At 40.2% G+C, this 22701-nt stretch carries 14 protein-coding genes; 11 read left to right on the forward strand and 3 right to left on the reverse strand.

Annotation, left to right across the window (positions count from 1 at the left end; genetic code table 11):
- The first annotated feature begins 28 nt into the window (after positions 1-28).
- The 11 genes from H6G40_RS23915 to H6G40_RS07785 all read left to right on the forward strand — a co-directional run bounded on the left by H6G40_RS23915 (position 29) and on the right by H6G40_RS07785 (position 15673).
- Positions 29-310, forward strand: a complete 282-nt coding sequence (locus H6G40_RS23915; RefSeq protein WP_002734918.1) for a hypothetical protein — start codon at positions 29-31, stop codon at positions 308-310.
- 5 nt (positions 311-315) lie between these two features.
- On the forward strand, positions 316-519 hold the full coding sequence (locus H6G40_RS23920) for a hypothetical protein (protein WP_002732597.1): 204 nt from the start codon (positions 316-318) through the stop codon (positions 517-519).
- Positions 520-525: 6 nt separating this feature from the next.
- Positions 526-819, forward strand: a complete 294-nt coding sequence (locus H6G40_RS23925) for a hypothetical protein (RefSeq protein WP_002734138.1) — start codon at positions 526-528, stop codon at positions 817-819.
- Positions 820-959: 140 nt separating this feature from the next.
- Positions 960-5015, forward strand: coding sequence for a Calx-beta domain-containing protein (locus H6G40_RS07750; protein ID WP_190537488.1), 4056 nt, complete (start codon positions 960-962; stop codon positions 5013-5015).
- Between the two features lie 413 nt (positions 5016-5428).
- A complete protein-coding gene (locus tag H6G40_RS07755; RefSeq protein WP_190537490.1) occupies positions 5429-7153 on the forward strand; it encodes a diflavin flavoprotein in 1725 nt (574 codons plus the stop codon).
- A 184-nt stretch (positions 7154-7337) separates the two neighbouring features.
- Positions 7338-7838, forward strand: coding sequence for a phosphate-starvation-inducible PsiE family protein (locus tag H6G40_RS07760; RefSeq protein WP_002734712.1), 501 nt, complete (start codon positions 7338-7340; stop codon positions 7836-7838).
- 107 nt (positions 7839-7945) lie between these two features.
- A complete protein-coding gene (locus tag H6G40_RS07765) occupies positions 7946-9691 on the forward strand; it encodes a diflavin flavoprotein (protein WP_002734043.1) in 1746 nt (581 codons plus the stop codon).
- A gap of 121 nt (positions 9692-9812) precedes the next feature.
- The gene (locus tag H6G40_RS07770) at positions 9813-10520 is read left to right on the forward strand and encodes a hypothetical protein (RefSeq protein WP_190537492.1); all 708 of its coding nucleotides are present in this window, start codon (positions 9813-9815) and stop codon (positions 10518-10520) included.
- A gap of 5 nt (positions 10521-10525) precedes the next feature.
- The gene (locus H6G40_RS07775) at positions 10526-10798 is read left to right on the forward strand and encodes a hypothetical protein (protein ID WP_002734486.1); all 273 of its coding nucleotides are present in this window, start codon (positions 10526-10528) and stop codon (positions 10796-10798) included.
- Positions 10799-11135: 337 nt separating this feature from the next.
- Positions 11136-11879 (forward strand): DUF1995 family protein, encoded by a 744-nt coding sequence (locus tag H6G40_RS07780; RefSeq protein WP_002734123.1) that lies wholly within the window; start codon positions 11136-11138, stop codon positions 11877-11879.
- Positions 11880-12052: 173 nt separating this feature from the next.
- On the forward strand, positions 12053-15673 hold the full coding sequence (locus H6G40_RS07785) for a type IIG restriction enzyme/methyltransferase (protein WP_190537493.1): 3621 nt from the start codon (positions 12053-12055) through the stop codon (positions 15671-15673).
- 332 nt (positions 15674-16005) lie between these two features.
- On the opposite strand, the gene H6G40_RS07790 is transcribed toward H6G40_RS07785, so the two are convergent.
- The 3 genes from H6G40_RS07790 to H6G40_RS07800 all read right to left on the reverse strand — a co-directional run.
- Entirely contained in the window at positions 16006-18009 is a 2004-nt protein-coding gene (locus tag H6G40_RS07790; RefSeq protein WP_123231126.1) for an ABC transporter ATP-binding protein/permease, read from the reverse strand.
- A gap of 63 nt (positions 18010-18072) precedes the next feature.
- A complete protein-coding gene (locus H6G40_RS07795; protein WP_190537495.1) occupies positions 18073-22326 on the reverse strand; it encodes a non-ribosomal peptide synthetase in 4254 nt (1417 codons plus the stop codon).
- A gap of 3 nt (positions 22327-22329) precedes the next feature.
- Positions 22330-22701 (reverse strand): phosphopantetheine-binding protein (locus H6G40_RS07800; RefSeq protein ID WP_242028726.1); only part of this gene is annotated, 372 nt, incomplete at its 5' end.

A 22701-nucleotide genomic window follows, 5' to 3' on the forward strand; every position in this document is an offset into this window, starting at 1 on the left:
TTCGCAACAACCCACTAAAATTGTCATAATGAACCAAACAACCGCTAATTATGATGAACCCTGGAAAGAAGCATTAAGCGAGTATTTTGAAGCGTTTTTAAGCTTCTTTTTTCCCGAAGTTCACCAATTAATTGATTGGACAAAAACTCCCGAATCCCTAGAAAAAGAACTCAAACGGATTACCGCTTCAGCAAAGACAAAAAAACGTTTCGCTGACAAACTCTATTCAGTTATCAGTTACCAGTTATCAGTTATCAGTTATCAGTTATCAGTGACTAATTGGAAGCAAGTAGCAATCCCTTTGCTATAATAGTCATGGCACACCTGAAAACAAAAGCGACTACTGGGAAGCTGCCACAACGGGAACAGTGGAAGTGGAGGTTAATCAGGGGATTATATGAAAAGGAGTTCGAGAGGGAACAGATAATTAAACTGTTTGAAATCATCGACAATATGATGACTTTATCCCCTGAATTGCAGTCAAGTTTAGAAAGTAAAATCAAACAATTTGAGGAGTAAAAAACCATGCCTTTAGTAAGTAATATGGAGTTACGAGGAATGGAACGTGGTAAGGAAATAGGCAAGGAAATTGGTAAGGAAATAGGCAAGGAAATTGGTAAGGAAATTGGCGCGTTAGAAAATGCTCGTGATTTTGTCAAAACAGTTTTGCAAGCTCGCTTAGGTGAAGTTCCTTTAGATGTGGAACAATACCTGAATAAAGTTTCGGTACTATCTACATTACAAGAGATTGTTAAATTAGCAGCTACCGCTAATTCTCTCGCAGAATTTAAGCAGTCTTTGGCAAGAATCCAATCCTAGAACAACCCAATATCTAGAAAACGGGTTCCTTCGAGAAACCCGTTTTCTTGTAATAAATGTTAATTTTTGTTATATCCCCCTTGAAAGATTGGGGATTGTTAGGCTAAAACTGTTATCAATAAACTTTTGCTGTTAATGTCATGACTTCCTCTCTTTTGCCGATTCTTCCTGTTGTTGACGATGTTTTGTTTAATTTCGCTCAATCTGATGACTTTTGGGCGAATTTGGCTATCGCTTTTGGCACAAGTTATGATGTGGTTAAAGCGACGCAATTACGACAACAGTGGAAAAGCCGAAATTTTAGTCAAATTCCCCCAATTGAGGTACTCAGTGATGAGGTTTTGGGGACGGCGAATGGTGCATATTCCAGCAGTACCAATAAGATTTATCTATCAGCATCTTTTTTAAATACGGCCTCGTCAGCAGCGATAGTTAATGTAATTTTAGAAGAGATTGGGCATTATGTGGATGCTCAAATTAATCCGGTGGATAGCGCGGGAGATGAGGGGGCAATTTTTGCGGAGTTGGTGCGGGGAAATAGTCTGGATGTGGCAACCTTAGACGCTTTACGAGCAGAGAATGACCAGACAACAATTATAGTAAATGGGGAAATTATTCAAGTAGAACAGGCGGATTTTACGGGGACTAATGGGAATGATAGTATTACGGGTACATCTGGGGATGATAATATTTCTGGGTTAGATGGCAATGATACTTTAAGTGGTTTGGGGGGATGGGACAGTATTTATGGAGGTAATGGTAATGACTCTCTTAACGGTGGGGATGGAAATGATTACTTTACCAACGATGCAGGTAATGACACGATAAATGGTGGTAGTGGTGATGATCGCTATGAGGTTGACTACAGTAGTGCTAGTAGCGGTTTAACCATGACCTACAATACCACTACCGGGAGTGGGACGATTACTGTCGGTACAGAAACTGATACCTTTACTTCGATTGAGAGTTTTAACGGGTTTAAGGGAACTGAGTATAATGATGTCATTTTTGGCGGGACAGAAAGTGAATCTTATTATTATTATGGTGGACTCAATGGTGGAAGTGGTAACGATACTATTTCAGGTAATGCTGGTAGTGACGACATTTATGGAGAGGATGGAAATGATGTCCTCAATGGTGGTGCTGATAATGATGCACTTTATGGTGGTAGTGGGAATGATCTCCTCAATGGTGATGCAGGAGATGATTACTTTACCAATGAGGACGGTAATGACACGATAAATGGTGGTAGTGGGATTGATCGCTATGAGGCTGACTACAGCTATGCTAGTAGCGGTTTAACCATGACCTACAATACCGCTACCGGGAGTGGGACGATTACTGTTGGTACAGAAACTGATACCTTTACTTCGATTGAGAATTTTAACGGGTTTAAGGGAACTGAGTATAATGATGTCATTTTTGGCGGTACAGCAAGTGAATATTGGGGCGCTCTCTCAGGTGGAGGTGGTAACGATACTATTTCAGGTAATGCTGGTGATGACAGAATTTATGGAGAAGATGGGAATGATGTCCTCAATGGGGGTGTAGGTAATGATCAGCTTTATGGTGGTAATGGGAATGATCTCCTCAATGGTGATTTAGGGAATGATGTCCTCAATGTCGATGCAGGTAATGACACGATCAATGGTGGTGCTGGTAGTGATATATATGAGGCTGACTACAGCTATGCTAGTAGTGGTTTAACCATGACCTACGACACCGCTACCGCGAGTGGGACGATTACTGTCGGCACGGAAACTGATACCTTTACTTCGATTGAGAGTTTTGGCCAGACTTCTCCATTTAAGGGAACTGAGTATAATGATGTTATCTTTGGCGGGATAGAAGGAGATAGACTCTCTGGTGGAAGGGGTAATGATACTATTTCAGGTAATGCTGGTAATGACGAAATTTATGGAGATGATGGGAATGATGTCCTCAATGGGGGTGCTGGTTATGATGATCTGAGAGGGGGTAATGGGAATGACACCCTACAAGGAACAAATAGCGGTATAGGAGAATCGGATGCGCTAAGAGGGGGAACAGAAAACGATCTCTTTATCCTTGGAGATACGACAAGGGTCTTCTATGATGACGGTTTTTCAACTACTCAAGGTACTAGCGACTACGCGATAATCTATGACTTTAACCCCACTGATGACACAATTCAGCTACGGGGTTCAAGCAGTGACTATCTCTTAACAGTTTCTAGTTCCATTACTAATCTCTACATTAACAAACCAGGCAGCGAACCAGATGAACTGATTGCTCTTATCACTGATCAAACAGCATTAAGTCTAACTGCTAGTTATTTTAGCTATGTTTCTAGTCCGACTCTTCCCAGTATTACGCTTGCGGTTTCTCCCAGTAGTGTGACAGAAGATGGGACAACAAATCTGATTTATACCTTCACTCGTAGCGGTTCCACCACTAATCCTTTAACAGTTAACTATACAGTTAGTGGGACAGCAACCAATGGAACCGATTACGCTTCTATTATTCCCACCAGTGTCACCTTTGCTGCTGGTTCAGCGACCGCGACGGTAATCGTTGACCCCACTGCTGATACTACAGTTGAAAGTAACGAAACTGTTATTTTAACCCTCGCTGCGGGGACAGGTTATACAATAGGTACGACCACCCCAGTGACGGGAACAATTAATAATGATGACAGTGCCTCTATTTCAATCAATGACGTAACTGTTAGCGAAGGAAATAGCGGGACTACCAATGCAGTCTTTACCGTCACCCTTTCCAATCCAGTTGATACATCTGTCACCCTCAATTACTCTACAGCCAATGGAACCGCTACCACAGCAGATAATGATTATACAGCGATTGCTACTACTCCCTTAACCTTCAATGTTGGGGAGACTTCTAAGACGATTACTGTTGCTGTCAATGGCGATACTAAAGTTGAAAATAACGAGACTTTCTTCGTCAATCTGAGTAACTTACAAGCCAATGGCCGTAATGTTACGATAACCGATAATCAAGGACAAGGTACGATTAATGATGACGATAGCACTGTCACCTCGCAACTCTCCATCAACGACATCACCGTGGTGGAAGGTCAAAATAGTAATGCAATCCTCACCGTCACTGTAAATAATCCAAGTACACAACAAATTAGCGTCAACTATACCACTGCACCCATTAACGCTACCGCCAATGTAGATTACACTAGCAAAACTGGAACTATCACCATTGCACCTAATACTGTCACCGCTACTATTAGCATTCCCATCCTCAATGATAACCTCAATGAACCTGATGAAGCCTTTACAGTAACCCTGTCAAATGCGGTTAATGCTACCATCAATCCCGACGAAGCAATTGGACAGGTAATTATTACTGACACCCTACAAAGCAGCATTACTCGAACCTTACCCAATAATGTGGAAAACCTCAGACTAATTGGCAGTAATAATATTAATGGTACAGGTAACGCTGCTAACAATAAAATTACCGGAAATAGCGGTAACAATATCCTCGCTGGTGCTAATGGTAACGATATTTACTGTTTCAATGCTTCAACCCAATTAGGAAGCGATACCATCCAAGAAACTACCACCGGCGGTATCGATACCCTCGACTTTACTGGGACAAATACCGCAGTAAGAGTTAACTTGGGGACTACTGCTGTCCAAACCGCCGTTACCAATAATCTAAGATTGACTTTTTCGGCAAATAACACCATCGAAAATATTATTAGCGATAGCGGTAATGACCGACTAACCGGGAATAGCCTTAATAATACTCTAACTGGTGGTGGTGGCAACGATCAATTAACCGGTCAAAACGGAAACGATAGGTTAATTGGTGGTTTTGGTGATGATTTACTTACTGGTGGTAATGGTAGCGATAATTTTATCTTCAATAGTAGTAATTTAGGCATCGATGCCATCAGCGATTTCACCCCCGGCAGTGATAAAATAGTATTAAGTAAAGCCATCTTTACTGCCTTACAAAGTATCATTGGCAATGGCTTCAGTCAACCGGCTGAATTTGCCAGCGTCGCTGACGATGATTTAGTCGCCACTAGCAGTGCTTTTATCGTTTACAGTAACAGCAGTGGCAGTATTTACTACAATCAAAATGGTAGTGCTGCTGGTTTAGGAAGTGGCTTTGAATTTGCCAATTTGTTGACTGTTCCTACCCTGATAGCGGCTGATTTCACACTGATAAATTAACCTGGCCACACAGAGAAAAAGGGTTTCTTGAAGAAACCCTTTTTCTGGACTTGTGTTAAGGGTTACAGGTTCACCCATAGACTGACATCGAAAACAAAACACCCCAAGAGAGCGAGAGAGCAAAAACGAGGGAAATATTAAGAATTGTGTAAAAAGCTTGACAAATAGGCAAAAGTGCAGTGGGTAAAACCGAGGACTAAGCTAACCGGTGGATACAATGCACAATCAGCATTCAGGTCTTGATTCGGTAGGGCCAGCACTCAAATTAATATCCGCAACCATAGAGAAAAGGTTATATAAATCTAACTAATCATTGACTTGAGTAATTGGTATTTTACAAATCCCTGAAAGCAAGTCACCATAGGAATTAAGCAAATGCAGTTCCGCATCAAATCCTGTGGGAGATAGAAATTATGGTTGCTTTAATCACCCCAAAACCCGCTAAAACCAGCCGTTTAACCACACAAATCCAAGAAATCGCCGAAAATACCTTTACCCTGCGCTGTTTGGATTGGGACCGCGATCGCTTTGATATCGAATTTGGTTTAGAAAACGGTACCACTTATAACTCTTTTGTTATTCAAGGGGAAAAAACCGCTCTCATTGATACATCTCACCGCAAATTCGATCGCCTTTATCTGGAGGAATTAACTAAACTAATCAACATCAATCATCTTGATTATTTAATTATCAGTCACACCGAACCCGACCACAGTGGTTTAGTCAAAGAAGTTTTAGAATTAGTCCCAGAAGTTACCGTAGTGGGGGCAAAAGTTGCCATGCAATTCCTCGAAAACATGGTACACAGACCCTTTAAACAGTTAATAGTTAAAAGTGGTGATACTTTAGATTTAGGTAATGGCCATGTTTTAGAATTTGTTGCGGCCCCTAATCTTCATTGGCCTGATACTATCTTCACTTTTGATGCTAAAACTGCCACCCTTTTTACCTGTGATGCCTTCGGAATGCACTTTTGTGACGATCAAACCTATGATCGAGAAAAAGACCTGCTAGAAGGCGATTTTCAAACCTATTATGACTGTCTGATGCGACCGAATGCTCGTTCGGTTTTAGGGGCAATTAAAAGGATCGAGAAATTTGAGATTAATCTCATTGCCACCGGTCACGGACCCCTATTAAAACACCATATTTCTGATTGGGTGGGACGCTATCAAACTTGGAGTCAAGAACAAACTTCTGCTGATACTTTAGTGACTGTATTCTTTACCCAAGATTACGGACAAAGCGAACATTTAGCTACTATGATTAGTCAGGGTTTGAATAAAAATGATGTGGTGACAGAATTAGTCGATATGAATAATGCTGATCCCCACGAAGTCAGAGAATTGATCAATCAATCTAAGGGAGTTATCATCGGAATGCCTCCCCAATCTTCCTCGATTAACCAGACGATTTTAAGCACGATTATTGCTTCAATCAATGGCAAACAAGCGGTGGGATTATTTGAGTCAGGAGGTGGGGAAGATGAACCAATTTTCCCCTTAAGAAATAAATTACAGGAAATCGGGGCGATCGAAGCTTTTCCTCCTCTTTTAGTTAAAGACAATACCAATCAATCCCTCGATTTAATTGCCGATGAAGCAGGAACCGACCTCGGCCAATGGTTAAACCGAGAAAAAACGATTAAACAAATTAAATCGATTAACAACGACTTAGAAAGAGCTTTAGGCCGTATTAGTACCGGATTGTATCTAATTACTTCCCAAAAAGCCGATTTATCTAGTGCCATGATTGCCTCTTGGGTGACACAAGCAAGTTTAAATCCTTTAGGTGTGGCGATTGCAGTGGCTAAAGATCGAGCAATGGTATCCTTTTTACAGCCTAGCGATACCTTTGTTTTAAATGTTTTGGCTGAGGATAATTACCAGAAATTAATGAAACATTTCCTCAAGCGTTTCTCTCCCGGTGCTAATCGTTTTGAAGGCATTAAAACCTACACTGCTAACAATGGATCACCAATTTTAGCCGATGCCTTAGCTTACATAGAATGTCAAGTCACCAGTCGTTTAGATTGCGGCGATCATTGGGTAGTTTATTGTACCGTTAATAGCGGACGAGTTGCCCGTTTAGATACCTTAACTGCTGTCCATCATCGCAAAGTTGGCAACCATTATTAACAGTTAACAGTTAACAGTTATCAGTTATCAGTTATCAGTTATCAGTTATCAGTTATCAGTTATCAGATTTAAGTTTTCAGTGGATAGTGTTAAGTAGGAAGTTGCCGCTTTATTTTCACTGATTACTGTTTACTGCTCACTGATAACTGAAACATCCAATTCTATCAATCTTAGGAGGAATAAAATGTACGAACCAATTAAAAAACCTTCCCCAATGATGGTGCGGGTAGTGCAAGTCTTAGAAATGATTCAAGATTTAATTGTCATTTCTCTCTGTATTGGTTTATTTAGCTTCATGGTGTTAGAAGTCAGAGAAATGTTTATGTCTCTGCTGCCACCGATTCAATTTCGGATTATTACCGCCGATATTTTATTCCTCTTAATTCTAGTAGAATTGTTCCGATTGTTAATTATTTATTTGCAAGAAAAACGAGTTTCTATCGGTGTTGCTGTGGAAGTTTCTATCGTCTCGGTTTTGCGAGAATTAATTGTCAGAGGAGTCCTAGAAACTAATTGGACACAAGTATTAGCCGCCTGTGCTTTTCTAATAGTTCTCGGCACATTAATGGTGTTAAGAGTTTGGCTTCCTCCCACCTTTGAAGGTATCGATCCCGAACAAAAAGTTTCTGAGCGTTATCGTCAACATTTAGTTAAAGACTTAACTGAAATAAACAGCAAAACTTAATCAGTTATCAGTTATAAGTTATAAGTTATCAGTTATAAGTTATAAGTTATCAGTTATAAGTTATCAGTTATCAGTTATCAGTACAACTAATAACCAAATTAACAACTATGACCACTACTACCTTAATTCCCAATCCTGCTATTAATAATCGCTCCCGCGATGTTCAAACCGCCGAAATTGCCGATCAAACTTGGGTTTTTAGCTCGCGTACTTGGGACAGCTTAAAATTTGAAATAGAATATGCTCGTCAACGGGGAACCACCGCTAATTCCTATCTTATCTGGGGCGATAAAACCGCCTTAATCGATCCTCCTGGAGAATCCTTCACCGAAATTTATTTAGAAGAAATTCGTCAATATGTCCCCTTACATCGTCTTGATTATCTAATTCTAAGTCACGTTAATCCTAACCGTATCGTCACTTTAAAGGCATTATTAGCCGAAACCCATCAAATCACTATCCTCTGTTCTAAAGCTGCCGTCAATACCCTGAAAAATGCCCTGCCTGATGCCCAAATTTTGGGCATACGAACCGATGAAATCCTTGATTTAGGGCAGGGTCATCAACTCAGTTTTATTAATGTCCCTACCCCCCGCTGGCCTGATGGAATCTGCACTTTTGACCAAAAAACCCAAATTTTATACAGCGATAAATTCTTTAGTGTGCATCTGTGCAGTGACGATATTTGGGATAAAAATTGGAAAGAATTAGACGCAGATCGTCGTTATTATTTTGATTGTCTCCATGCCGTGCAATCTAAAACAGTAGAAACAGCCCTCGACAAAATTAAAGAATTTCCCGCCCAATATTATGCACCTGCCCACGGTCCGATAATTCGTTATAGTCTTAGTCGTCTTGCCCACGATTATCGCTATTGGTGTCAAGAACAAAAAACTCGACCCCTACAAGTGGCTTTATTATATGCTTCTGCCTACGGAAATACTGCCACCCTAGCCCGCTCGATCGAACGAGGATTATTGGAAAATGATCTGGCCGTAGAATCAATAAATTGTGAGTTTGCCACCCCCGCCGAAATTAGTCAAGCGATCGAAAATTGTGACGGATTTATTATCGGTTCTCCCACCTTAGCTGGTCACGCTCCTACCCAGATTCAAACCGCTTTAGGAATCGTTCTTTCCACGGCAGCAAAAACTAAATTAGCTGGGGTTTTTGGTTCCTACGGTTGGAGTGGGGAAGCTGTAGATTTAATTGAAACTAAACTCAAAGATGCCAATTATCGCCTTGGTTTTCAATCCTTGCGCGTGCGTTTTAACCCCACAGAAAGCAGTTTACAAGCAGGTTATTCAGCCGGAGAAACCTTCGCCCAGACCTTGAAAAAAACCAAAAAATTGCGGGTTCCCCAACAGGGAATGACCGAAACACAAATCGATCGCACTGCCCAGGCCGTTGGTCGGATCGTCGGTTCCCTTTCTGTTCTCACCACTCGTCAGGGCGAGGATCATGCTGGTTTCTTGACCTCTTGGGTATCCCAAGCCAGTTTTAACCCCCCAGGGCTAATTATCGCCGTTGCTGACGAACAAGCCGCCGATCGCCTAATTAACTCCGGAACCGTCTTCACCTTGAATATTCTCAAGGAAGGGCGCAATTTACGCCGCCATTTTTCCAATTGCATCAAATCCGGCAGCGATGTCTTTACGCGATTAGAAACCCAAGTCGGGGAAAATGGCTGTCTGATTTTAAGCGAAAGTCTCGCCTATCTAGAGTGTACGGTCAAAGAGCGACAACTCTGCGGCGATCGCTGGTTAGTCTATGCCACGGTCGAGCGGGGTCAAGTTTTGGATGGTAACGGTGTCACCGCCATCGGTCATCGCAAATCTGGTAGTCAGTATTAAAACTGGACTAACGGGGCAAAGTTCCTGACTTTCCCCGTGTGATCAGCCTAGATTTCTGGGAAACGAATGTTATGTTATTATCTAAGGCTGTCCGACCGGGCCATTTTGTCTTTGTTTCCCCATGAAAAAATTGCCGCTAATCCTATCGGTGGGGAGTGTCGCTTTATTGTTGGTGGGATGTCCAGCTTCTGACCAAGCTAATCAATCCCCACCGATTACCCAAGAAACCCCCGCCCCCTCTCCCAGTCCCCCGGCTGCCCAACCACCCGCCTTTAGCAATCCTAGGCAACCGGCTACCGAACCAGCCACCCCCAGGATACCTGGATTGATTCCCGCCACCGATCCCGACCAAAAACGGGCAGAAATTAATCGCGGTCGCAGGGATCCCTTTGCCCCCTTTCCCGTACAACCAAATATTACAATCACAGTGGCGGAAGAACCCCCGGCTGGGACTCCGGTGGGTACCGCACCCGCACCAATGGGCAATCCTCCCACCCCCAGACCACCGATAGTGAAAGGGCCGCCACCACCACCGCAACCGACGGAAGCGGAAGAAGTGCAAGTATCGGGCATTCTCCGGTTGCCTACCACTCCTATGGCGATCGTGAAAGCCCCCGGAGAAGCCACGGAACGTCGAGTTATCCCCGGTTCTACCCTCTCTAATGGTTTAATTTTAGTTAAAGCGATCAATACTAATCCCGATAACCCCTCTATTGTCCTAGAACAGTACGGTCAAACTATTACCCGTCGCCTAGGGGATGGTGTCCCCGAACCCGCCGCCGCACCGCAAGCCTCGATCAGCTATAATGTTTCCGAATCAGGAGAATAAAACCCGTGCGATCGATTGCTATTCAACAAAAACAAACCATTATTTATCCCCAAATGCCCTTGGCTATCTATCGAGAATTAGCCAGCCATTTACAACAGGTTCAGGGTGTGGAAACCCATCTCACTCCCCAGCAGTTCCAACAATTCGATTATCACCAAAGTCAGATCGGCAGTCTAGAAATTAACTATACCGAGACTTTTCAGGAAAGCGATCGCCCTCTGGTCACGGCAATTCTCGGTTATTATGCCCAACGTCACGGCTCCTATCAACTTTCCTAAGCTTTCTCTCCTCACCTTTTCCCCGATTACCGACTTTCTTCTTAAAAACTAAAGGTATTTTATAGGAGTTATCTTAATGCTGGAGATGATGCCAGATATCGTCATACTTCATCTAAACTTAAGTAGGGTTTGCGGCAAAAAGTACGGGCGAAGCATTCGGATAGAAAATCTACGGTTTCACCGATAGGTTATTGCCCGAATGCTTCGCCCCTACAGGACGTAGGGTTCATTCATGAATCAACCCTACCTTTTATAAAAATTAAAATCTTTCTGATTTTAAGCCACCGACGACCAGTGGTAGTCACTGATAACTGATAACTGATAACTGATAACTGAAATGACCCTACCCAATTCCCTAGAAGAAACGATCCTGCAAGCGAAAGCCGCCACTCAACTGGCTCTAGAATCGGGAGCTAGACGCATACAAGTGGAATTAGTTATCCCAGAAATTGCTCTACAAGCGCAAGCTTTAGCCCTTGATTTTACCTCTATTTTTGACAGTTATGGTTCTGGTTTAAGGGTAATTTTTCCCGATACCGGAGCCGCCATGTTAGCTCGACGGGATTGGGGAGAAACAGTTTTTCAACTGGGAGATTTAGGTAGTCGTTTTATTCCCGTCGAAAACAAAATTAAGCCCGAAGATGAAGCTTTTTTAGTTGTTTGTCCCTCCTCGGTGGAGATTAATTCCGTAGAAAAACTCTGTAACTTGGCCGAAGATCGCCCCGTAGTTCTTCTGATTCCTCAATTAGAAGATGTATCGGTGGTGGGTATCGGTTACGCAGCCCGACAATTGCGAGAAAGATTTTTAAGTATCCTAGAAAGTTGTTATTATTTTCGTCCCTTGGAATCAGCGATCGTTTATCGTTCCTATCCTTCCTTGTGGCAAGTTTGGCTAGAAAAAGAAGACGGTTACGAGTTAATTTCTGAACAATCCACTAAACCCATGGGCGAAGCTTTAGAAAATCTGATTCTGAAAGCTTCTAGCAATAATCCCGATGATAGTTCTAATCCTGCTAACAAAGCCAAAAAGTCGGGTTTATTTGCCACTATGGGACGCTTCTTAAAAGCATTGCAACAGTGACATACTCCCCCCGTCACAGCGTAACTTAACGGGGGATTATTTCCCCATTGCTGTTAGAAATTCTTGGCTTCTACAGATTGACCTCGATTGCAACTTTTATCCTTCTATTTTAACCGATCATTTGGCAATGCTATAATAAAATTAATCGGTAGTTTCCCTAGAGGTAAACTTTTATGATCATCAATAAGCGAGAACTCAAGCAAGCCTTAAATCGGGTGTACTTGAAAATTAAGCCTGATACTGAAACAATTCAGGTTTTTCAAGCTAATTTGACGCGCTTGTTGGAGCAATGTGACAGCAAAAAGTCGGAAGAGTTTAATAAAAATTTGCTGATAGATTTTTTAAAAAATACCTATTATACTGATCGCTATTTTATCAATACAAAAGAGCGCATTGATCTGGTGATTCATAATAACCAGGATGTTAAAAGTCCAGTGGGGGTCATTTTTGAGACGAAGAAACCTACTCGGACAATAAATGCAGAAATGCCAAGACTGGATCATCTCAATACTAAGGCTTTTCAGCAGTTAGTTTTATATTTTCTCCGCGAAAGGGTGACGGATAAAAATCTTGAGATTAAACACTTGATCGTAACAAATATTTATGAGTGGTTTATTTTCGATGCGAAGATTTTTGAGGAGTTGTTTTTTGCTAATAAGGCTCTAGTTAACCAGTTTTGCGATTTTGAAGCTGGGAGACTGAGTAGTACGAAAACGGATTTTTTCTATCAACAAATTGCCGAACCAGCAATCACTAAAGTTATTGAGCAAATTAAATTTACTCATTTTGATCTGCGAGAACTGGAAAATTTAGATTTGCTTGATATTTACAAGATTCTTTCGCCAGAACATTTACTTAAGTTACCTTTTGTTAATGATAGCAATACTTTAAATAAGCCTTTTTATAATGAGCTTTTGTATATTATCGGTTTGACGGAAATTAAGGAAAAAGGGAAGAAATTAATCAAACCAATGAAAGCAGGCGATCGCTGTGATGGTTCCCTGATTGAAAATGCGATTAGTCGGTTGGATAGTTTAGATAAAATTGCACAATTAAAAAATCCAGAAGAGTTTGGAACTACGGATGAGGATCGGCTTTATAATGTGGCGTTGCGGTTATCAATTAATTGGATTAATCGGGTTTTGTTTCTCAAACTATTGGAAGCGCAGTTAATTAAATATCATCAAGGCGATCGAGATTTTGCCTTTCTCAATTTGGCGAAAGTTCCCAGTTATGATGATCTCGATAGTTTGTTTTTTGATGTGTTAGCCAGGGAGACAAATAAGCGCGAGGCTAAGGTTAAAACGACTTTTGCTCATGTACCTTATTTAAATAGTTCGTTATTTGAGCCAACGGAGACGGAACAGCAAACGATTTTTATTGGCAATTTGCGGGAGCGAACTTTACCCATTTTTACAGCGACGGTGCTAAAAGATAATCAGGGTAATAAGCGAGTAGGTGAGTTAAATGCGTTGGCTTATTTGTTTGAGTTTTTGGATGCTTATAAATTCGATCGAGATGAGTTAGAAAATCCTCAAGAAGATAGCGAAAAGTTAATTAATGCTTCGGTGTTGGGGTTAATTTTTGAAAAGATTAATGGTTATAAGGATGGTTCTTTTTATACGCCGAGTTTTATTACCATGTATATGTGTCGGGAAACGATACGACGAGCGATCGTGCAGAAGTTTAATGAAGTAAAAGGCTGGAATTGTCAAAGTTTAGATGATTTATATGAACGAATTGAGGATAAAAGAGAGGCGAATACTATTATTAATAGCCTGAAGATTTGCGATCCGGCGGTGGGTTCGGGACATTTTTTAGTTTCAGCTTTGAATGAGATAATCGCGATTAAGAGTGAGTTACGGGTTTTATTAGATACTTCGGGTAAGTCGCTAAAAGATTATCGGGTAGAGGTGCGAAACGATAAGTTATTGGTTTATGATGATGAGGGGAATTTATTTGCTTATCATCCGAATAATAAAGAAAAGCAACGGGTACAGCAAGCCTTATTTCATGAGAAACAGACGATTATCGAGGGGTGTTTATTTGGGGTGGATATTAATCCTAATTCCGTGACGATTTGTCGCTTGCGGTTATGGATTGAGCTTTTAAAAAATGCTTATTATCGAGAGGATGGCAATTTAGAAACTTTGCCAAATATTGATATTAATATCAAGTGTGGTAATTCTTTGATTAGTCGCTTTGCTTTGGATGTGGATGTTAAACAGGTTTTACAGAAGCAGAAGTTTAGTATTGAGCAATATCGCAATGCGGTACAGACTTATCGCAATGCGGAAAATAAGGAACAAAAGCGGCAGATGGAAACGTTGATTGCTAAGATTAAGGCTGGTTTTAGTTCCAATTTATTAATCGGTAATCCTAAGAAGGTGAAGTTACGTCAATTACAAGGGGAACTTTATAATCTGGAAAATCAGGGTTTATTGTTTGAGGAGACTAAGACGGAGCAAAAAGCGCGGGAGAAAAAAGTAACTAAGTTAAATAATGAGATTGACAAGCTAACTGCTGAAATTGCAGATATTGAAAGCGGTAGGCTGTATGATAATGCTTTAGAATGGCGGTTTGAGTTTCCCGAAGTGTTGAATGATGATGGTGATTTTATCGGGTTTGATGTTGTAATTGGGAATCCTCCTTATGTTTATAGAAATGCTGACATTGAGAATGTTAAGGAATATTTTAACAGTAATTTTTATAATACATCAGGTAATTATGAATTGTATAAGTTCTTCATTGAGCAATCACTTAAAATCACTAAACAGAATGGCTTTAATTCTTTAATTACTAACTCATCTTTCCTTCTTCAAACATCATTCGACAAAACAAGAAAGTTTCTTTTAGAAAATTCCACACTTAAAAATATTGTTCCGCTTGGTGGTTCAGTGTTTGAAGAAGCTACAGTAGACTCTGCGATATATATTCTTCAGAAGTTAAAATACAATGGTGAAAAAACAAGCGTAATTAATCCGCAAAAACCAATTGATGTGGCTACAACTCCAGCATATACTCTGAAACAGGATAGATTTTTGTCAAATGAGTTTTTAGTATTTGACTATTTACTAAATGACGAAGAATATAATATTGTAAATAAACTACTCTCAAATTTTCCAAAAATTGAAACGGGTTATGACTTTGGGGTCGGTATAAATACAGGTTATATAAAAGACGAGTTAACATCAGAAACAAAACTTGATAAAAGATACCATCCAATGGTTCCAGGAACGGGAGTATCAAAATATGGTAATATCAAGACAGAAGGCTACATAATGTATGACAAAGAGTTTGTAAAAAGCAAAGGCAAGTTGGGTAGAACTTTGCCAGATGAAAAGTTTTTTACAGAACCAAAAATATTAATTGTGCGGACAAGAAATATTTCTCTAAAGGAAAGAATAATTGCTTCGATTGATTATAACAAAAAATATAACCTCAATAGAATTTCAAACATAATTTTAAAAGGCAATAATTCACTTGAAGGTCTTTTGGGTATATTAAATTCTAAGCTTTTTAATTGGCTTTATTCAAAGAGATATTTCGATTATGAAATAAAACCAATCTATTTACGAAACTCGCCCCTTTGTGACACCAACAACAAAGAACTTAACCGACTTGTCAAAGAGATTATTTCAATAAGAAATGCAGACGAAAAAGCTGATATTTCCAAAATCACAGATGCCATAGACAAATTAGTTTACAAACTCTATCAACTCACCTATAATGAAGTAAAAATCATTGATCCAGAATTTGCCCTAACAGAACAAGAATATCTGGACTTACCCTAAGCAAAAATACTAAAAAATTAACCAAACCCTAATTAGGGTTTACTGAAAAAGTACGGGCGAAGCATTCGGATAGAAAATCTACGGTTTCACCGATAGGTTATTGCCCGAATGCTTCGCCCCTACAGGACGCGGGCCGATGAAGACGCAAGGTTTGGAAGCACAATTCTCTCAAAATCTTGCACCTGTGGGAGCGAGAAAAGCCACAAAAACCTTACCTTGCCTACATTTCACATTTATTCAGCCAACCCTATTTATAATCAGCTACTTAACACAAGAAAAACTAAATTCAGTTCAAAGAGGCGCGATCGCCCCTTTTTTAGAGTCATTTAAAGTTAAGTTCTGAGCCACTTTAATATCTGAGGATTTTTGTCATAAAGGTAGGTAAAACCATCCTTGGCTGTAATCACCTTCCCTCGACTGGCTTTACTCCGAATGCTAGAGAGTGATAGGTCTGTTAATAGTTTCATTTCCTGATGGGAAAATCCTTCAAGAGAATAGACTATTTCTGGTTCTGATCCATTATCGATAGTAATATCGGGTGTTATGGAATTGTTACTCGAAGCATTAGTAAACATTTCTCCCGCTTTTTTAAGGCGATAATCTTGAACGCTTAAGAGTTCCCAACTAGAGTCAGCAGAAAGTTCTAAAACCCATTGATGGTAATTAAACAAACTTTCTCGATGACCCACACTAATAAAGGTTGTCTTGCGAGTTTGTAATTGCTCGTATAAAATCCCCTCATTTGTTAAATCTAAGGCACTGGTCGCCTCATCTAAAATGGTAAAACTCGGAGAATTCACTAACAATCGAGCAAAGGCTAGGCGTTGTTGTTCACCGAGGGAGAGAATGTTTTCCCAGGGTTTTTCGGAGTCAAAGTCATCCACCCGATTTAGCACATTTTGCAAATTGACTTGTTGTAATACTGCTTGAAGTTCGGTATTGCTCATCTCACTATTGGTTAGAGGATATAGCAATTGTTCGCGTAAGGTTCCCAAAATAATGTAGGGACGTTGGGGCAAAAAGAGAATTTCTTCTAGGGGAGGACGCACTAAACGCCCAGTGCCAGCATTCCATAAACCGGCGATCGCCCTTAATAAAGAACTTTTACCTCGACCACTGGGCCCGACAATCAATAATCCTTCACCTTTTTGAACAGTAAGAGATAAATCCTCAACAATCACCTTTTCATAGTCAGGGGTTTCTAGGGTGACGTGTTCAAAGGCAAAATGATTTTCTTCTATGGTTGTAATTGTGCTGACATTCTCGGCTTGTTTAGTCACAGTTTCTAAGGCATTAGAAAATTCATTTAAACGTTCTACATAACTAGAAAAACGTCCTGAAGTACCAAATTCTGTAATTAATTCTCCCAGGGCCGATGCAAACATAAAACTAGCTAATGAAGCTTGCTCAACTTGTCCATAATCAATTTCTCCTTTAATATACAAAGGGCCAAGGACTAAAAAAGGAAAAAACTGAATGACGGAACGATAGCCCCGACTAAAAATTTCATTCCCTTTTTCCCAGTTAATTTTATTTTTCGTATCATTGATAACTTCCTGAAAACGTCGCTGAATAATATTTTGTTCCTCTTTTTCTCCCCGAAAAAAAGCAATAGATTCCGCATGAGTCCGAACATGGGTTAAGGCATAGTTATAATCTGCTTTTGATTGCAGTTGTGCCTGATTGATCTTGCTTAATTCTTGATTTAGATAGGCGGCAATAAAATTACCGATAATCGTGTAAAACATTAGCGGAATAGCAATCTGTCGAGAAATTGACCAAACTACCACTAAAAAAGTTAGCATTTCCAAACTTTTTTCCAAAAAAGTGGCCGAGAAACTAATGGCGTTTGTGGCGATCGGTTCAATTTCCTGGGCTAGACGTTGATCGGGGTTATCAATGTCAGATTGAAAGTTAATTTTATAATAGGCACGATTACTAAAATATTTCTCTACAATCTGGGTGTTTAACCATTGATACCAATCTAGGGCAATTTTTTTGCGAATATCTTTAGTGAACCCTGCCAGCAGCGTTACACAGATTAATCCGATCGCATAGACAGTTAATGTACTGGCAAATTGAGACGCATCTTTTTCTTGAATAATGACATCAATTAAACGACGATTAACAAAACTGTTAAAAGCCGTGACGGCGACTAATCCCACAATCAAAAAGATAAGCAGTGATAGCATTCCCCAGGAACGAATAACCTCAGAAAAGCTTCTTTTATTTGATACAGTGGGATACCAATAGGGTTGGGCGATCGCCTTTACATCCCTTAAAAATTGGTTAAAGGAAGCAAGGGCATTGGCACTAGAAGCTGTTTGGGTTGTCATACTTGTCCTCTGACCGGTGAACGATCATTCATTTTAAACAATAATCAGGTCTTTTTGAAAGTTTTAGGCTAGGTAGCTATTGAGTTTTTCAGCGAGGACTGGATTTTTAATTAAACCGTAGTGATCGCCGCTAATCCATTGAGATTGCAAGTCATTGATTACTTGATGCCAACCAGGATTTTTAATAGAACTGTCTTCCGCTCCTAAGAAAACACTTCTACCCAGATACGTCTTGGGAGAATAGCTGCTCAAAGCTTGGTGATTAATCTGGAAAACTTTAAACCAGTTTTTAATCTGCTGCTTCCCAAAATCTGACGGCAAAAGATTCGTCTCTTGACTCCAAGTAATAAACTTGTCTAGTAATTCGTCTGATGTAAAATGAGCAAGTTCACTCCCAGAGAAAGAGATTTCTTGATTAAATATACTTGCTAAATCTCTGATGAAAGAATAGGCAATATTGAGATCTTCATTAAATTCTTCTGTTAGGGAATTAGCAGAATTTTTCTCCCTATTAACTGAATTAAGTAAACTGGGAGAATAACTATCTATTAAAGCCAGTAAAGCAACTTCTTGACCTTGGGTCAATAATTGTTGGGCGATTTCAAAAGCTATCACTCCTCCCATTGACCAGCCTCCTAAATAATAGGGACCAGAGGCTTGAATAGTTTGTATTGCTTCAATATAAATCATCGCCATTTCTTCAATAGAGGCTACAGTTTTTTCTAATTCACTTAGCCCTAATGATTGTAATCCATAAAACGGCTGTTTCGTTCCTAAATTACGAGCTAAATCGGCATAACACAGCACATTACCACCAATGGGATGAACAGCAAAAAATGGAGTTTTATCACCTTGAGACTGGATAGCAATCAACGGTGAAGAGGCTGGCTGAGTTGTTTCTTGCGCTAGTAATTGAGCTAGACTTGCTATGGTTCCATTTTGAAAAAGACTGGTTAATGGTAAACGTTTATCTAACTTTTGTTCAATACGATTGATCAGACTGACTGCTAATAAAGAATGACCGCCTAATTCAAAGAAGTTTTCCTGAATACCAATATTATTAATGCCTAAAATCTCTGACCAGATTTGAGCTAATTGTAATTCCACTAAATTACGCGGGCCAATTTTAGGAATATTTTTTCTGGTCTGATCATCAGGAAGCGGTAAGGAACGGCGATCGCATTTGCCACTGGGGGTTAGGGGCAAATCATCTAAAATAACAAAGGTATTAGGAACAAGATAGGCGGGTAATTGATTAGCCAAGAATTGACGCAGTTCGCTAGTAGTTATCTGGGAGTCAGAAGTAAGAACCACATAGGCAACTAAACGTTTATCGCCAGGAGTATCTTCACGGACAATCACCGCCGTATTTTGCACATCGGGACATTGACTCAGAACCGCTTCAATTTCTCCTAACTCAATGCGAAAACCTCGAACTTTTACCTGATTGTCAATGCGTCCTAAATATTCAATATTGCCATCGGGTAAATAACGAGCTAAATCTCCCGTTTTATACAAATTTGACGGCTGCTCTACCCCCTTATCAAGGGAGGTTAGGGGGGGATCAAAAGGATTAGGAATAAACCTTTCCGCTGTTAATTCAGGACGATTTAAATAGCCCCTTGCCACCCCGACTCCACCAATGTATAACTCTCCTGACACTCCCACCGGCACCGGCTGTAAAAAGGCATCCAAAATATAAATTTGGACATTGGCGATCGCACGACCAATGGGAGGAAGAAGCGGCCAATTCTCTACTGGATTTGTCAGGGTAAAACTGGTAACAACATGACTTTCTGAAGGACCATAATGATTGTGTAAAGTACAATTTTCTAAGTCTCTAAACCAAGCAGCGATCGCTGGTGTAATTTGTAATTGTTCTCCTGCTGTGATTACTTCCCGTAAACTGCTTAGCCAAAATTTACGACTAACGCTGACTTCTGCTAATTGCTGTAGAGCAACAAAGGGTAAAAATAGCCTTTCAATTGCTTGCTTTTCCAGAAAATCTAATAAGGCGGAAGTATCTCGTCTTAGTTCTTCTGTGATCAAAACTAATGTTCCTCCAGCAGACAAAGTGGCAAAAATTTCTTGAAAGGAAACATCAAAACTAATCGGTGCAAATTGTAGCGTTTTAGCCTCATTAGTAACCGTCGTATTTTGCAATTGCCAAAGAATCAGATTGCACAGGGCTAGTTGACCCATCATCACCCCTTTGGGCTGTCCTGTTGAACCAGAAGTATAGATAACATAACCCAGATTATGGGGCTGTACCTCAAGATTTAAATTCTCTCGACTAAACTCAGCGATAGTGGGCCAGTCCCTATCTAAATAAACTCGTGTTGCTTGATATTCAGGCAGTTTTTCCACAAGTTTCTCTTGACTTAATAGCACAGAAATTTGAGCATCTTTTACCATAAAACTTAAACGTTCCATCGGATATTCGGGGTCAAGAGGTAAATAGGATGCTCCCGCTTTCAGAATGCCTAAAATTCCTATTACCATTTCTAAGGAACGCTCGACACATAAACCGACTAGACAATCAGCTTTTACTCCTAAAGAACACAAATAATGAGCCAAATGATTAGCTCGCTCATTCAGTTCTGCATAGGTTAGTTGTTGATCTGCAAAGATTACTGCTACAGAATCAGGCGTTAATGAGACTTGTTTTTCAACTAACTGATAGATAGATAATTGGGGCTTATTTGAAGTTAACTGTTTTGCTAAATAGTCAGCATGAGTGTCATTCCAAGATGATAATAGATGAATCTCTGCCATTGTCAACAATGGTAATTGTTTAACCTTGGTTTGAGGATTGGTAATAATTTCTTTGATTAAGTGGTGAAAATTTTGTCCCATTCTCTGAATAGTAGTCGCATCAAATAAGTTGCTACTATAGAGCCAAATCCCCTCTAAACCTTCTGGCTTTTCCCAATAGTGGACTTCCAGATCAAATCTGACAGTTGCTTCCACTGACAAGGATAAATTTTCAATATTTAAACCTGAAAGATTCCAATCATCTTGAGAGGTATTTTGTAGCGCAAACATTACCTGTACTAAAGGATTTCTGCTCAAATCACGGTCAAGTTGTAGCTTTTCTACTAACATCTCAAAGGGTAGGTCTTGGTGAGCATAACCCTCTAAAGTTGTCTGTTTAACTTGTTCTAATAATTCTAAAAAACTGGGATTTTCCGATAAGTTAACTCTTAAAGCCAAAGTGTTAGCAAAAAAGCCAATTAAAGGTTCGATCGCTGCTTGATTACGATTAGCGATCGGAGAACCTACCAGCAGATCTGATTGACCACTATAACGAGATAGCAAAACGCCGAAACCGGCCAACAACGTCATAAACAGGGTTGCGCCATGATCTTGACCTAACTTTTTAAGACCTTGAGTGACATTTTGATCCAGTTGAAAACGCTCAACTCCTCCCTGAAAAGTTTGTATCGCCGGACGGGGTCTATCCGTTGGTAAAGTAAGAACAGGAGAGACTGTTGCTAACTGTTCTTGCCAATAATTGAGTTGTTTATCTAAGACCTCACCTGAGAGATATTGACGTTGCCAAACCGCAAAATCTGCATACTGAATAGACAACGCAGGGAGAGGATTGGCTAAGTTCTTTAAAAATGCTTCGTATAGAGCCGATAATTCCCGAATCAGAATCCCAAAAGACCAGCCATCATAGATAATATGGTGCATTTTCAACAGCAGCACCGACTTCTGGGGACTCAATTGCAATAGCTTAAACTGAATCAGTGGCCCCACCGTTAAATCAAAAGCTTGTCCTGCTTCCAATTCTGCTACTTGTTGAATTTTAGCTGATTGTTCATTTTCGTCTAAATCTTGATAATTATCAACTTTTAACTGAAAACGACTAGGAAGTGCAATTTTCTGAATCGGTTCCCCTGAAACAGTGGGGAATGTTGTTCTAAAAATTTCATGGCGGTTAATTAATTCCCCCAAACTCTGCTCTAGCACAGTCAGATTGAGATTCCCATCAATTTGCAATATTTCCAGGGTATTGTAGGAACGACTATCAGGGGAAAGATAATGTAAAAACCATAAACGTTGTTGAGCAAAAGACAGGGGTAAATGACCGTCTCTAGCGACAGGTTTAATAGGCAAATGAGCGGTACTTTTAGACTGTTTGACCCATTGTAAAAATTGTAATAATTCCAGTTTGTGATCGCCAATTTCTTGACGGAGTGCTGGGGTCAAAATTCCTTCGGGAGCCTGACAGCGTAAGCGGTTTTCATCAGCTTCTAAAGTAATGCCTAAATCCCGTAGATAACAGACAAATTCAACAATCTTTTTCGTCATAACTTAGAACTCCACTACCTCAGTATTTTCATGATTTAACGAGCTATCGGCTTGATCCTGGGCGACCCAATCTACCGCTTGAATATAACCCGCAATGCCCGCGATCGTTGGTGATTCAAACATAATTTGCACAGAAAGATCAAGTCCAAAGGCTGAATTAATTCTTGATAAAACCTGGGTAGCCAAGAGAGAATGTCCTCCCAATTCAAAAAAGTTGTCCTTTACACCGATGCGTTCCAGTCCCAAAACTTCACTCCAAATTTGAGTAAGTTGGGCTTCAATCGGATTGCGGGGTAAGACAAAACTGTTAGCCAAATTACGAGTCGTCGCATCAGGAGAAGGCAATGCTTTACGATCCACCTTGCCATTGGGAGT

The sequence above is a fragment of the Microcystis viridis FACHB-1342 genome (genome assembly GCF_014698335.1).
GTDB lineage: Bacteria > Cyanobacteriota > Cyanobacteriia > Cyanobacteriales > Microcystaceae > Microcystis > Microcystis ichthyoblabe_A.

What these genes read in the sequence shown, in the direction of transcription:
- H6G40_RS23915 (WP_002734918.1), top strand. Translation starts at nt 29, where the DNA reads ATGAACCAAACAACCGCTAATTATGATGAACCCTGGAAAGAAGCATTA.
- H6G40_RS23920 (WP_002732597.1), top strand. Translation starts at nt 316, where the DNA reads ATGGCACACCTGAAAACAAAAGCGACTACTGGGAAGCTGCCACAACGG.
- H6G40_RS23925 (WP_002734138.1), top strand. Translation starts at nt 526, where the DNA reads ATGCCTTTAGTAAGTAATATGGAGTTACGAGGAATGGAACGTGGTAAG.
- H6G40_RS07750 (WP_190537488.1), top strand. Translation starts at nt 960, where the DNA reads ATGACTTCCTCTCTTTTGCCGATTCTTCCTGTTGTTGACGATGTTTTG.
- H6G40_RS07755 (WP_190537490.1), top strand. Translation starts at nt 5,429, where the DNA reads ATGGTTGCTTTAATCACCCCAAAACCCGCTAAAACCAGCCGTTTAACC.
- H6G40_RS07760 (WP_002734712.1), top strand. Translation starts at nt 7,338, where the DNA reads ATGTACGAACCAATTAAAAAACCTTCCCCAATGATGGTGCGGGTAGTG.
- H6G40_RS07765 (WP_002734043.1), top strand. Translation starts at nt 7,946, where the DNA reads ATGACCACTACTACCTTAATTCCCAATCCTGCTATTAATAATCGCTCC.
- H6G40_RS07770 (WP_190537492.1), top strand. Translation starts at nt 9,813, where the DNA reads ATGAAAAAATTGCCGCTAATCCTATCGGTGGGGAGTGTCGCTTTATTG.
- H6G40_RS07780 (WP_002734123.1), top strand. Translation starts at nt 11,136, where the DNA reads ATGACCCTACCCAATTCCCTAGAAGAAACGATCCTGCAAGCGAAAGCC.
- H6G40_RS07785 (WP_190537493.1), top strand. Translation starts at nt 12,053, where the DNA reads ATGATCATCAATAAGCGAGAACTCAAGCAAGCCTTAAATCGGGTGTAC.
- H6G40_RS07790 (WP_123231126.1), bottom strand. Translation starts at nt 18,009, where the DNA reads ATGACAACCCAAACAGCTTCTAGTGCCAATGCCCTTGCTTCCTTTAAC.
- H6G40_RS07795 (WP_190537495.1), bottom strand. Translation starts at nt 22,326, where the DNA reads ATGACGAAAAAGATTGTTGAATTTGTCTGTTATCTACGGGATTTAGGC.